General features: G+C 33.6%; 12 protein-coding genes and 1 pseudogene. 8 read left to right on the forward strand and 5 right to left on the reverse strand.

Annotated features, from left to right (window positions below; genetic code table 11):
• The first annotated feature begins 279 nt into the window (after nucleotides 1–279).
• The 4 genes and pseudogenes from MKX65_RS09825 to MKX65_RS09840 all read left to right on the forward strand — a co-directional run.
• Nucleotides 280–687, forward strand: a complete 408-nt coding sequence (locus MKX65_RS09825; RefSeq protein WP_340903440.1) for a hypothetical protein — start codon at nucleotides 280–282, stop codon at nucleotides 685–687.
• A gap of 550 nt (nucleotides 688–1,237) precedes the next feature.
• Nucleotides 1,238–1,594 carry a MerR family transcriptional regulator gene (locus MKX65_RS09830; RefSeq protein WP_121446696.1) on the forward strand — a complete coding sequence of 119 codons (357 nt, stop codon included), beginning with the start codon at nucleotides 1,238–1,240 and terminating at the stop codon, nucleotides 1,592–1,594.
• A 5-nt stretch (nucleotides 1,595–1,599) separates the two neighbouring features.
• The gene (locus tag MKX65_RS09835; protein ID WP_445677912.1) at nucleotides 1,600–2,508 is read left to right on the forward strand and encodes a DUF2268 domain-containing protein; all 909 of its coding nucleotides are present in this window, start codon (nucleotides 1,600–1,602) and stop codon (nucleotides 2,506–2,508) included.
• A 58-nt stretch (nucleotides 2,509–2,566) separates the two neighbouring features.
• Nucleotides 2,567–2,765, forward strand: a pseudogene (locus MKX65_RS09840) (Tn3 family transposase); the annotation flags it as partial.
• A gap of 93 nt (nucleotides 2,766–2,858) precedes the next feature.
• On the opposite strand, the gene MKX65_RS09845 reads toward MKX65_RS09840, so the two are convergent.
• The gene (locus tag MKX65_RS09845; RefSeq protein ID WP_121446694.1) at nucleotides 2,859–3,665 is read right to left on the reverse strand and encodes a hypothetical protein; all 807 of its coding nucleotides are present in this window, start codon (nucleotides 3,663–3,665) and stop codon (nucleotides 2,859–2,861) included.
• Nucleotides 3,666–3,961: 296 nt separating this feature from the next.
• Here MKX65_RS09845 and MKX65_RS09850 point away from each other — a divergent pair, with 296 nt between their 5' ends.
• Genes MKX65_RS09850 through MKX65_RS09865 form a run of 4 tightly spaced genes read left to right on the forward strand, consistent with a single transcriptional unit; the run spans nucleotide 3,962 to nucleotide 9,116 of the window.
• Complete coding sequence (locus MKX65_RS09850; RefSeq protein WP_340903443.1) at nucleotides 3,962–4,627, forward strand: TnsA endonuclease N-terminal domain-containing protein; 666 nt, start codon at nucleotides 3,962–3,964, stop codon at nucleotides 4,625–4,627.
• Nucleotides 4,620–6,575, forward strand: coding sequence for a hypothetical protein (locus MKX65_RS09855; protein ID WP_340903444.1), 1,956 nt, complete (start codon nucleotides 4,620–4,622; stop codon nucleotides 6,573–6,575). Before MKX65_RS09850 ends, MKX65_RS09855 begins: the two co-directional genes overlap by 8 nt.
• A 26-nt stretch (nucleotides 6,576–6,601) precedes the next feature.
• Nucleotides 6,602–7,600, forward strand: a complete 999-nt coding sequence (locus MKX65_RS09860) for an AAA family ATPase (RefSeq protein WP_121446691.1) — start codon at nucleotides 6,602–6,604, stop codon at nucleotides 7,598–7,600.
• 1 nt (nucleotide 7,601) lies between these two features.
• On the forward strand, nucleotides 7,602–9,116 hold the full coding sequence (locus MKX65_RS09865; RefSeq protein ID WP_340903447.1) for a TniQ family protein: 1,515 nt from the start codon (nucleotides 7,602–7,604) through the stop codon (nucleotides 9,114–9,116).
• A 471-nt stretch (nucleotides 9,117–9,587) separates the two neighbouring features.
• Here the strand turns inward: MKX65_RS09865 and MKX65_RS09870 are convergent, their stop codons facing one another.
• The 4 genes from MKX65_RS09870 to MKX65_RS09885 form a co-directional block, all read right to left on the reverse strand.
• Complete coding sequence (locus MKX65_RS09870; RefSeq protein ID WP_340903449.1) at nucleotides 9,588–10,217, reverse strand: hypothetical protein; 630 nt, start codon at nucleotides 10,215–10,217, stop codon at nucleotides 9,588–9,590.
• Nucleotides 10,218–10,317: 100 nt separating this feature from the next.
• The gene (locus tag MKX65_RS09875; protein ID WP_160548830.1) at nucleotides 10,318–10,797 is read right to left on the reverse strand and encodes a staygreen family protein; all 480 of its coding nucleotides are present in this window, start codon (nucleotides 10,795–10,797) and stop codon (nucleotides 10,318–10,320) included.
• Between the two features lie 79 nt (nucleotides 10,798–10,876).
• Complete coding sequence (locus MKX65_RS09880; RefSeq protein WP_340903451.1) at nucleotides 10,877–11,656, reverse strand: hypothetical protein; 780 nt, start codon at nucleotides 11,654–11,656, stop codon at nucleotides 10,877–10,879.
• A gap of 85 nt (nucleotides 11,657–11,741) precedes the next feature.
• Entirely contained in the window at nucleotides 11,742–12,611 is an 870-nt protein-coding gene (locus tag MKX65_RS09885; protein ID WP_340903453.1) for an NAD-dependent epimerase/dehydratase family protein, read from the reverse strand.
• Between the last annotated feature and the right edge of the window lie 51 nt (nucleotides 12,612–12,662).

A 12,662-nucleotide genomic window follows, 5' to 3' on the forward strand; every position in this document is an offset into this window, starting at 1 on the left:
GTTAACTAGGTTAATATGGTTAATCAATCGATAATATAATATTTAAAAGGTTAATATTTTTTTAAAATGAGATGTTAGTAATGTATTGAGAAAAGGTTAAAGTTTTAGTTTAACAGAAACAATTAAATCTATTCTTCTCGTTTGTAACGATAGATGAAGAGGAATTGGAATGATACAATAAATGAAATAAATATATCTTTTTAGTTAACTTTATTAACCTAGTTAACATAGTAATATAATTGATTTGAATAAGATAACCGTCGAAAAGAGGTCAATAAAATGGCAGATAAAACATGGGGTGTAAAAATTAGTGACGAGTATTTTGATAAAGTAGAAAGTTTATTTGGAGCATCAGATGAAGCTTCAAAGAAAGCATGGTTTGAAAAACTTATTGCGTTAGCCGAAGCACATTCTGTAAAAGAAGATGCAATAGAATATCGACAAGACTTAAATGAATTAGAAGTACATACAAGAAGAATCTACGAATTAATTACTAATATGGTTCAACGATCCGTTGTTTTAAGGGAATCTTCTGTAAGAGAAGTAACCGAGAAGTTAGAGAAAAAAGAAGCTGTTATTGTTCAATATCAGGAAAAAAACAGGGCTGCTACAGAAGAATTGAAGCAGGCCCAAGAATTAATAGAGGGGCTGGAAAAAGTTTATGACGAAATGCATTTGTCCTTATGAGGGTAGGGGGATGACTGGTGAAGCCTTAGTAATCAAGGTGGAGGAACAACCCCGAGTCTAGCGATAGTTTTAATATTTTTTAAAAGTGCATTGCACCGGTCGGGTAAGAACGTGGGAACATCATTTCATAAAGGAATGATGCCACAGTGCAAGCTTTACGATACTGGGATTATTATGATATGATTGACATCTTTACAGACTTACATCAACAGGCTAAAAATAAAGAAACATTCCATTATCTATACGACATTATCACGTCGAGGAATAATATTTCAATTAGCTTATCGAACAATCAAATAAAGGGTCTAAAACCCCTGGAACAGATGGGAAAACCATCTTAGACATAGAGAAACGAATAGAGGACGAATTAAGGGGTCATACCAACAAACCGCGGAAAACATACGCTAAGCAGATTTCGACATAGATAAAACCGATTTTTCCTACTTTAAGGGATTTCGGTTTTTTTAATGTACGCTGAAGGCTAGACTTATCTTTACTTGACATTAACGTAGCGTAATACTTTAACCTTGTAATGTGGAGGTGAATTACGTTGCTTACAACAGGGGAAGTTTACAAAATGACCGGACTTACTGAACGTTCCATACGATACTATTCTAATTTAAATCTATTGAAAGCAAAGAAGAATGGCAACGGTCAGTTGGTTTTATTCGAGTCAGACTTAGAGAAAATTGTACAAATCCTTGCTGCAAAAATAACAGGTTATAAACTTAAAGATTTAATAAACCAGCAACCTTCATTAAGCGTTATTAAAAATGATTTAACTCAAATGATTGCGGACCTAGAGAATATATTGTTTTATTTAGACTTAACTGACTCCAAAGAAAATCTTATGAAGAATATAAACTGGCTTCAAAATTACAATACTAGATATTTGCGAAAGAAGTGATTGAAATGAGCATGACCTATAAATTAATCAACACATTAGAACAATACGAAGAATTACTTGCAATTACGGATTTGGAAGAAAGAATAAATTATTTTCGTTATACGATGATGACGCCATTTAAGGAAATGTGGAATTTAATAAATGTTCCTTTAAAGGCAAAGCAAGAAAATGGTTATGACGTTTTAATGGCCACGAAAATGCTAGGTTACGCAGATATTTCTAACGATAAGCAAATTCAACAAGGGTTATCTATCTTAAAAAATAATAATGCCTATATGGTAGCTGAGAATACTATCAAAACCTGTATAGAACATGCTAATAAGGCAGGTTTGAAAGTGAATGCTGATGAAATAAAGTTTGGATTGTATGTTGCAGATCCATATAAATTAAAACTTCAGAAGGGATATACAGGATTCGGAGGCATTCCTGGGTTTATTACGGTGAATATTTATCCAAATGATTATAATTTACCTAAAATTCCTGCTGTTATTGCTCATGAATTTCATCACAATATTCGTTTTTCTTATTTTGATTGGGATCATGGAAATGTAACAGTGGGAGATTATCTTGTCATAGAAGGCTTGGCCGATTCTTTTGCGAAAGAACTGTATGGAACAGAACAGTTTGGACCTTGGGTGACTAGTATGGACAAAGACGATTTAGAGTATTCGATCTTTGTTATTGGAGAAGCTTTAGAAATTAAAGGATTTGCTGAAGTAAGTAGCTATATGTTTGGTGATGAGATTGCCAAACAAGAGGGATATCAACCTGTAGGTCTTTCCTTTTGTGCTGGTTATGCGGTAGGTTATGAAGTTGTTCAATCTTTCATGAAAAAGCAAAATAAAACAATATATGAAACAACCTTATTTTCTAGTGACGAGATAATTAATGGATCTGGCCTATTTTCTTCTTGATGGAGTGATATATAAGGATAAACTGAAGTTTCGTGCTTCTTCTCTATAAATAGGAGAACAGGCAACTTTGGTAAATTTTCAGCATAAGCTTGCTCTAGCTACTTATTGGGGAGATGGAAGCACCACATCATCGGATGAAATACGTGTAAATTTCATCGTTACATGCTGAAGCAAATCCCCATTATGGGACGGGTAAAGGAGCAACTATTTATCGGTTTACAAGTGATCAATTTTCTTCTTTTTATACGAAAGTCATTTTTAATGACTTTTTGGGAAAAAATCGGATCTCACAAAGATGAACTTCAATAAAGAAAAGCAGGGTAAGTACAAAATGCCTATCCTGCCATAATCTATAGGCTTTCTTTATCTACGTCCACAACTTGATAAATATATCGTAGATTTTTATTCTTTTCTACCTTAGCTTTTTCTTTTAACCCTTCTATTTCTTCTTTCGTCAATAAGCCTTTGTCTACAAATAAATCGGCTAATAACTCAATATAGCTTTTGTGGTACAAAGTCAAAGATCGAATATTTTGTGCTTCAGGATAATTAAGTGGTCTTCGAACATCATCTTCAGTATCATACTTATCTTCCACAATGACTAATCGATACTTAATTGAACCGTCCTCATGTTCAGACCAAATATTTAAACCAAAACGCATTTTTATAGGATTCTCGTTAATACCCTCACGAATGACCGTAAAGTATTTCTCTTCATTCTCATTCAAGCCTTCAATTCGATCCGCAATGTCTTTAGTAACAATAACTTTGGCATTTATTATAATAGCATCATCACTCAAAGTCTCTTCGTATTCATATGGAGTTAGTTCTATATCCTTAATCAAAAGCCTATCAATTTTGACATTTTCTTCTTCAGATATTGTAAAGAAATACATTCTACCATCAGAATTATTGCTATAGCTGTATGAAGTATTACTTATTTTGTATTTTCTTATTCCTGTTCCATCACCATCTACTTCAGTTATACCATATACTTTTACATAATCTAATTCATCTTCAAAGACAGATAATTGTTGCTCCGTAACTGAAACAGTTACTTGGAATCTCTTTAGTTGATGTCCAGTAAAAGGTGAAGTGAAAAATTCCAGGTCCATTGGTTGAACTGTTACGTGTTTTTCTTTAAACTTTAGTCTCATTCAAAGTCCTCCTTTAAATTTACACTAGAAGCGATGCTGTCATATTGTTGTCCTGTCATTAAGTGATTACTTTTATTATAGAACAAACGATCGTCATTTGGTTGTTTTAAAATAAAATTTGTTTATTTTGATACTATTAATAAACCATTTTCGACAAATGCAACTAAATAAATTTAAAAACTATTAAAACTAGTGCTTTTTCGATAAAGGATTCGACACACCAAAAGTAGAAGAAAGAAAATAAAAAAATAGGAAATAGTGTCGATTTTAAAATATAAAAATTGAAAGGATGATGTATGCTGGAGTATTCACCTGTCAAAATGCGCAGAAGTATGAAGTATGGCAGCAATTATTGGGTTGGCTTCAGTTATAAGCAACAAAGGTATGTTCATTTTTATAGTGATTTAGAATATGAGAATTGGATCTTAGTTGAAACCAACCCTGAAGTTGAAGCTTTTTGCGAACAACCTCTAAGAATTCAATATTTACTAGAAGGGAAAAAGGTTGAGTCAGTTTTTGATATGTGGATTAAATGGAAAGATGGGAAACAATCCTTTTGCGAGATTAAATATTCAACAGAACTTGACAAAGAAAATAAAAAATACGAAAGAACCCTTAAACAAATTCAAGTACAAGAGGATTGGTGCAAAATGAATGGTTACTCACATGAAGTTTTAACCGAGTTGGTCATTCGAAAAAACCAAGTCTTATTAGATAATAAGAGACAAATCATTCCTTACACAAGAGAATTTAATTCATATAATTTACAAGATCACGAACCGATATTAGCGGTTCTTAAAAGTGGGAAGAGTACAGTGAAACAACTATTTGAAAAACTATCTTTCCTTTCTAATCAACAAATATATACAAGCCTATTTTATTTAATCTATCATGGCAAAGTGAATGCTAATATTGATTGTGAAATCATTGGTCCCTTTACGGAGGTGTGGTTGAATGACTAAACGTAAAATCATAGAAAGTGAGAATTTTCCACCAGAATCATTGGATACTAAAAATTGGCCCTTAGTTAATGTCGACCAACTAACAGATGAACATAAGGAGATATTTTATAGAAGAAAACAGGCTGTGGAACTATACCTCAATTCAGAAGTTTTAATTAAAACAATTGTTGAAAAAACAAGAATCCAACCCAAAGAGTTAAACAATTTTGTAAGAAGATGTCTTACAGAGGATGATAACGGATTAATCTATGGTTACAGAGCTTTAATACCTCATAAAAAAGTCAATGGATATCACAGAAAAAGCTTGCCACAATTAAACGACACAACAAAAATGACCGGTGCATTTAAACTCCTTCTAGAAACTTACCCAACTATTAAAGATACAATTGATAACCATTATTTAAAAAGAAATAAATATTCAATAGAGGAACCCGTAATTAGCATTAAAAACTTACACAAAAAGTTTATAGATTCCTGCCGAAAAGCTGGAATAAAGTTGAATCAATATCCTTTTATTACAAAAGATTTAGGAAAGCGATCTCTGGAACGATATGTAAAGAAACTACATTCTACCTACTTTTCAGAAGCTTCAAAAAGGCATGGGGATCAAGCAGCTCAACATGCCCGTTCTACAGGAATTGGCAATAAAAATAACCCAGTAATTACCAGACCATATCAACGGGTACAATTTGATGGTCATAGAATTGATTCTGCTGTGGCAATTACATTTACGACTCCTGAAGGATATGAAGTAACAAAGACAATGGATCGGATTTGGCTTTTGGTTATTATTGATGAAGCAACAAGGGCGATATTAGGACATCATATTTGTCTAAATAGAGAATATTCTTCAACCGATGTATTACATTGTGTAAAAAATGCTATAACCCCAAAGGAACAACCTAACTTTACTATTTCTGGCCTTTCATACTCACCATCTGGTGGATTTCCTTCCCAGATTATACCTGAATGTGAATGGGGGCTTTGGGATGAGTTTTTATATGATAACGCTCGAGCTAACTTGTCAACTATTGTAAATGATAGACTAAGTGAAATTGTGGGTTGTTTCACAAATGCTGGTCCAGTCAGCATGCCTGAAAGAAGAGGCTTAGTAGAGAGGTTTTTTGGAATTCTTGAAGAAAATGGATTTCATCGTCTTCCAAGTACAACAGGAAGTAACCCAAATGATCCCAGACGAAAAAATGCAGAAAGTAATGCAATTAAATATAAAATATCTGAACAACATATTATCGAATTAGCTGATACACTAATTGCTGAATATAACGGAACTCCGCATAGTGGTATCAGCAATCTTACACCTCTTGAAGCACTCCAACAAAGAATAATGAAAGGAGCTATTATTCGAAAAATGTCGGAAGAAAAGAGAAGTGAATTAGCGTTTTTTACTATGAAAGCCCAACGTGTTGTAAGAGGAAATATTGTATCTGGCCAAAGACCTTATATTGAATATGAAGGTGTAACGTATAGAAGTGACTTATTATCACGAACACCAGGTTTAATTGGTACAAAACTCGATCTTTTTGTCGATGTAGAGGATTTGAGGACGGTAAGAGCTTTTCTACCTGATGGCAGTGAGTTTGGAATTCTAAACGCAAATGGTAAATGGAGTCTCCAAAAACATTCTCTCAAAACAAGAAAGGCTATCAATAGTCTTAAAAATAGAAAGATATTACATTTTACAAGCTTCGATAATCCAATAGAGATATATTTTAGACACCTCGAAAAAGAAGCAGCTAATAATAAAAACGGTAGCAAAAATAAGCTTGCTCAGTTACGAAGAGAAATAGATGATATTCCAACACCAGATGTTTATGTAAGTTACGGAGATGAAGATACCGGTAAAAATGAAGAAATAATCAATAATAACAATTTGGTATCAAATAAAAAGAATCTTAACAGAAGGTTCAAAAAGACAATAACATACTAAAATAAAACTAGAGAGGGGAAAAAGATGTGTCCGAACAAGTAAATAATATTATAAAAAGGCCTTTAACACAAAATAAAGTCCATCCCATAAAAACAGGAAGATATTTACTAGCAACAAATGAAATACATCGATTATATGAAACTATTTCTAGGTGGATTTTTAGTAGAGCACCTGGTGGAATTGTTTATGGACGGCCCAGGCTTGGAAAAACAAGAGCAATTCAATTTATATTAAAAGCCTTACCAGATGAATTGGGTGAAAAGCTTCCTGTTTTTAAATTCAATTGTAGACATAAAAAAATTGCTAGTGAAAATACTTTTTTTGAAGATTTACTTAAGGATGTTGGACATTCAGATCCTTTTAGTAATAAAACTAATGCAAAAAGAGAGAGATTGTATAGCTATCTAATTGAAAAGGGACAAACATCACAAGAAAACAGAGTAATCTTAATTATTGATGATGCGCAGGAGCTTCATGAGATTCAGTATGGTTGGTTAATGGATATCCACAATGAATTAGATAGAGCGGAAATAGATTTAACCGTTATATTAGTAGGGCAAAAAGAATTATTAGGCCAAAGATCGTCTTTTATAAAATTAAAAAAGGCCCAAATCATTGGTCGGTTTATGGTGCACGAATATAAGTTTGTTGGAATAAAGAGTTATGACGATATACATGCTTGTCTCTTAGGGTATGATGAGGAGTCAGAATTTCCTGATAACAGCGGATTCTCGTTTACTAGATATTACTTTCCAGAAGCATTTTCGAATGGATTACGATTATCAACCTATACTCAAGAATTAATGGATATTTTTACTGAAATCCGACAAAAACATAATATACGAAAAGGTCTTGAAATTCCTATGCAATATTTTACAAGGACTATAGAGTATATATTAATTCACTATGGAGTTGATGGTAAAAATGTAGAGGTTTTGACAAAAAACCATTTTAAAGAAGCAGTGAAATATTCGGGTTACATTGAATCAGAAATTTATAGTGATCTTTTAAATAAAGGGGGCTAAGATGAAAAAATTAATTTACAATCATACCGAAGAAAATCTCAAGAGAACTTTTGCCTGGAGTAGTAGTTGGTACCATCCCTATGAATCAGCTTGGAGCATATTTCATAAGTTTATGTTTGCAAACAAGGTTACAATTAATGATTTATTTAAGATATTTGGTTCAGAATCTATCCAGAATAAAAGAAGCAATGTTTGGAGTAAAAAAGATGGAGATTTATTTACTTTAGAAGGTTTTGATGAAAAGAGATTACAAGATATACTTGGTTTTAATTTGAAAGCAAATATAATTGAAGAAAGCGCAACAATATTAAAAATTTTAATTCAAAAACATCATTATAAGGTTTTCTATATTGACACGTTTAGGTTTTGCCCTGAATGTATAAAAATAGGATATCATAGTACTTTTCATCAATTTAAACTATTTAATACTTGTCCACTTCATAATAAGCCACTATCATCAATATGCCCCAGTTGTGGCGGGGGTTGGAAAAATGAATATAATCTCATAAAAAATGAAATCAAGCATCCTTTTCAATGTCAGTGCGGATTTTTATTCATAAACGAAGATATGGCTAGAATGTTTGCAAAGACCTGGAGCTCCAATTCACATGATATAAGAGATTCTAGTCTAGTTACCAGATTGTTTGAATTAAATGCTCACAGCGAAAAGACAAAGCGCATTCATATAAGTGATTGTATAGATTTAACGAATTATGAGAATCCCTTTGAATATTTATACCTCACTGTTAATTCAAAAGAAGAAAACACAAAGCATATAGTTTATAAGTCAAGTAAGAATATCAACAAAATAAAATGTCTTGATAAGAAATTGCTTTCTAAATATATATTTACACCCCGACATAAAAGACCCAATAAAGAATTGTACTTCACATTAAAGGCTACCTATAAATCCATTGCAAGACATTTTAGAAAAACCATTCTTAAAGATCACAAAAAATGTATAAAATCTTATAATAGAAGCTTTACGTATAGTGAATCTATTTGTCCTTTTGTTTCCGCATATGCCCATTGGAGAGGACATATAGAAGACCATGAGATTAATTGGCATGTGCACACTTATAGAAAAAGAAAAATCGCTGAAAATCAAGTGGATTTTTATACTAGATCTGATTCCGATTACTTTTTTAATATTTATATTGAATTAATGACTGGATTGTATAACGAGAAAGATGAAACGATATATGGTAATGAACCATCCATTCTTCATTATGTAAGCCCAGATAATTTGACTATAACGAAATATACTTTCAATAGGCTTTTTGCACATCTGTTACATAATTACTTATTAAATTGGTTGATAGTAGCACACAATGATATGGGTAAAAGTGTTCATTACTTTTATTCTAGACCATTTATGAAATACAAGAATTTACCATTTTACACTATTGTATATCCATTTAAAGATAATGAAGCTGCCGAATTTCACATATGGCCAAACAAAGACAAAACTATTGAAAATATACTTAAGAAGTTGAAATGCCCAAATAATTCATAAAAATTGTTTGGACATTTTTTTATTTGCTTATGGCGGGGAAGTTTGTGTCGCCAAAGAAGGGTATATTTGTGTCGCCAGACAAGGGGAGCCCTGATGATATCGTTCTGTTTAAGTTTTTTTATAGTTTACATAATATCTATTATACACAGTTCTATGAAGAGAGACGGAAGGGGTCTCAATAACTAAGTATACTTAAAATAGTGAGACGGAATTTGAATTTTTAATCTGAGACTACTGTTATAATGTTAATCTGCGCTACAGTAAATCAAATTGTTAGTAATCTAGATAATAATTTGATTTAGTTATTTAGCGTCTACTAAGTGTTTTATAACTCTAAGCAAAATACTAACGATCTATATTCGATCTATCCAGATCTTAATATTATTAATTAAGTTTACATAATATTATTATATAAAACTTATCTTTTGAATACACGCTCAGTCAAAAATGACTAAGCGCATCATACACAACTTATAATTCCAATTGATTTTTAACTTGTTCATAGTGCTTGGTTGATAACGCTTGCTGTAAAAATGTTTGATTTGTGCCATTCCGATTTAGAGCCTGTATGATAGCTGCTACACGATCGGTACGTTCTCTGCGTAAGTTGGATTCTAACTGAACTTCTAATGGTACGGTTTGAAACGTAAAATCATTTAACGTTATCGGTTTTGCCAGTTCCCATATATATTGCCCACCTTCCCAAATTCCTTCTCCATCCTTTGAATCGGGTATTCCAGCCGAGTTCATGATATGAACAGCCTCTACCTCACAACCATTTATCTTCCATTTCCCTTTTTTCCAAGAAAAGCCCCACGGAAACGTTTGCGTAAACGTAGGCACCTCTATAGATGATTTCCAATGTAAATCATCTATAGATTGGTTGCATTTTACCTGGTGGGCATACTTTTCAAAGATTTTGGCGAATAGCTCTACCCCACTCTCAGTTTTTGTATATATGTCGATATCATTTGCTTCCAATTCACAGCCTTGAAGTACAGAACCTGCAGAACCTACTAGCATCCAGTCCACTTGCAAACCACTTAACCGAATCTCAATGCTGATCTTCTCAAGTGTTTGCATTAACTCGTTCTTATCCATCATTATCCCACCCATCAATAAACTTTCCCTTATATATTCGATTAACTGGTGAGAAGTCCTTCCCAAAACAAAAAAACCTAACGGAATGTCAGGTTTGAGGCTATACAACTCGCTGTTTAAGGGCGGTTGTTAAGTAATATCTAGGAGTGCCGAAGTACATGTACTGGTTATATTGTGGGTAGGAAGACTCGAATTGTATATATATCGGTGAGTCTAATAACCATGGATAATTTTGATAGAATTTTTGGTCACCATATACCATTGCTGTGAGTGCTAATGGTAGCTCTTTTTGGAAAATATGAAAGCGAATCAACGCATAATTTTCGTCGAATTCTCCGTTCGTAACATACACTTTCCCTAATAATGTGTATTGACCCATAACTGGTTTCCACTCTGCTAACACTTCATCTCGAAATTTGCTATTTACCGCATCATAATCGTAGCAATATCCAATTGTTAAAAATAACTCACCTGTTACGTCTGAATGCGTTAAGGTATATTTTCTCTCATCTACAGGTTTAAAGGGTGTTGCTGGTGGAAAGTATGTCACATTTAACATAGCCGGATCAAACTTACTCATGTAAGCCTCACTCCCCTGGATGAAGAAGTAGTATTTCCTACTGTATTTTATGTGATTGAATGTTAAATGTGACAACAGCCTATTTTTTCTTCTTCGTTGTATTCCTACGTAATTCCATAACATTCGTATCAAGGAGCTTCCATTGTGCGTTTTCATACACCCAAGATGACTCCACATACGCAATCGAATCGGCATTATAGGCACCACTTATTCGTTGGGAACCTTTTAAGCCCATTTGATTCCCAGTCACTTTAACAGGTTTTAGCGTTCCAAACGGAAGGACCATGAGCTCTGCAGGTTCATTTAGTTTGCCATTATGATATAATCCAAGCCGCTCGTAATCTTTTGCTCTATTTCTTAAGTCAAACTGATACGACTCATTGGTATTTTCTATAGTCATATTGGCTTTATATCCATTTAGAAAAGAAGTCTGAATAACCAGTGGTGCAGGTACGGTTAAATCGGTTAACCGATCATCCTTAACTGTATATAAATAATGATTAGATAATCCGCCACTTCCGCCCGTGTTAACCGCTAGAAATAAGTCTTTTACGCCATCATTGTTCAGATCTTTGAAGTCTATTCGTGGTTCGTATCCACCTTCAAGATTGATTTTATGGTCTTTTCCAGTTGCCGAAAGGATTTCCAATGTTATAGAACGTAAGAAGATTGCTCCTTCCTCAAAGGGCTCCCCCTTCACATATATCGTATCAAGTTTTCCATCTCCGGTAACATCCATTTGTTCTTTTACGATGACACTTTCAAGCATGTTAGCTTCCTCTACTGCATATACGCCTGTGATCGCGGACAGTGACATAAAAAAGAAGGCAGCAAAAGCAAACAATAGCTCTTTCTTCATTTATAATTCCTCCCTGAGCAATATCAGTATTTTATTTTGCCCATAAGTGGAAAAAAGATGTAGAAAAAACAAATATAACAAAAAATTAGTTTGCTAAATGTTTAATAAGTCCTGGTAACCAATCTGATAGATTACTAAAACGAAACCCAAGCTCGCTTGCCTTAGCGTTGCTCATATTCCAGTTGTTTTCAATACCATATGGTGAGTGTTCAGACGAGTCAAAAGTACTTGGCAGAATGGCCTTCTTGCCAACCTCGCCTTCTATAAGTATCATCAATTCTGCCATTGATATCTCCTCGTTTGCACAGGCATTGATGGGGCCATTGAAATTTTGCTCACTTACCCAGACAAGAAAGTTCCCTGCTTCCTTTTGATGAATGAATCCCATTTTGGCTTGTAAGTTCGGAAATCCGATCATAGACCCTTCCTTTGTTCGATTAATATGTAGAAGTAAACGTTCCGTGTAATCATGCTCTCCGAGAACAATGGGAATTCTAACAGCAATCACAGGAAAATCTGCCTCTTGGAAAAATACCGCCTCCGCCTGTCGTTTTCCTTCTTGATAGGTAACTTTGTCTGGTGGTGTATCAGAAATTGGATATGAATATGGATCAAAGTCTGCTTCTACCACATTTTCAGCAAAATGATAAACGGACATCGTGGAAGTGAAAATGTATGTATGAATTTTGTCAGTAAGTGCTTGAATGGCAATTCTCGCGTCTCTAGCGTTAAAGCAAATCTGATCAAATACAACATCCCAAGTTCTCCCACTAACAGCTTCCTTCACAGAATCTAAATCAAATCGGTCAACTTTGAGTGTTTCAACTCTGTTCTCAAATGGAACCTCACTGTTTTGTCTTGTTGCCACCGTAACTTTTACCCCTTTGTTAAGCAACTCTTGAACTAAATTGACTCCGAAAAATCTAGTTCCCCCAAATACTAAAGCCGTTTTCATTCGATTACCTCCTCCTCAAGATTACTTAAATCATATTTATATATATTCAAT

The sequence above is a fragment of the Robertmurraya sp. FSL R5-0851 genome (genome assembly GCF_038002965.1).
Taxonomy (GTDB): Bacteria; Bacillota; Bacilli; order Bacillales; family Cytobacillaceae; genus Robertmurraya_A; species Robertmurraya_A beringensis.

What these genes read in the sequence shown, in the direction of transcription:
- MKX65_RS09870 (WP_340903449.1), bottom strand. Translation starts at nt 10,217, where the DNA reads ATGGATAAGAACGAGTTAATGCAAACACTTGAGAAGATCAGCATTGAG.
- MKX65_RS09875 (WP_160548830.1), bottom strand. Translation starts at nt 10,797, where the DNA reads ATGAGTAAGTTTGATCCGGCTATGTTAAATGTGACATACTTTCCACCA.
- MKX65_RS09865 (WP_340903447.1), top strand. Translation starts at nt 7,602, where the DNA reads ATGAAAAAATTAATTTACAATCATACCGAAGAAAATCTCAAGAGAACT.
- MKX65_RS09855 (WP_340903444.1), top strand. Translation starts at nt 4,620, where the DNA reads ATGACTAAACGTAAAATCATAGAAAGTGAGAATTTTCCACCAGAATCA.
- MKX65_RS09885 (WP_340903453.1), bottom strand. Translation starts at nt 12,611, where the DNA reads ATGAAAACGGCTTTAGTATTTGGGGGAACTAGATTTTTCGGAGTCAAT.
- MKX65_RS09880 (WP_340903451.1), bottom strand. Translation starts at nt 11,656, where the DNA reads ATGAAGAAAGAGCTATTGTTTGCTTTTGCTGCCTTCTTTTTTATGTCA.
- MKX65_RS09825 (WP_340903440.1), top strand. Translation starts at nt 280, where the DNA reads ATGGCAGATAAAACATGGGGTGTAAAAATTAGTGACGAGTATTTTGAT.
- MKX65_RS09845 (WP_121446694.1), bottom strand. Translation starts at nt 3,665, where the DNA reads ATGAGACTAAAGTTTAAAGAAAAACACGTAACAGTTCAACCAATGGAC.
- MKX65_RS09835 (WP_445677912.1), top strand. Translation starts at nt 1,600, where the DNA reads ATGAGCATGACCTATAAATTAATCAACACATTAGAACAATACGAAGAA.
- MKX65_RS09850 (WP_340903443.1), top strand. Translation starts at nt 3,962, where the DNA reads ATGCTGGAGTATTCACCTGTCAAAATGCGCAGAAGTATGAAGTATGGC.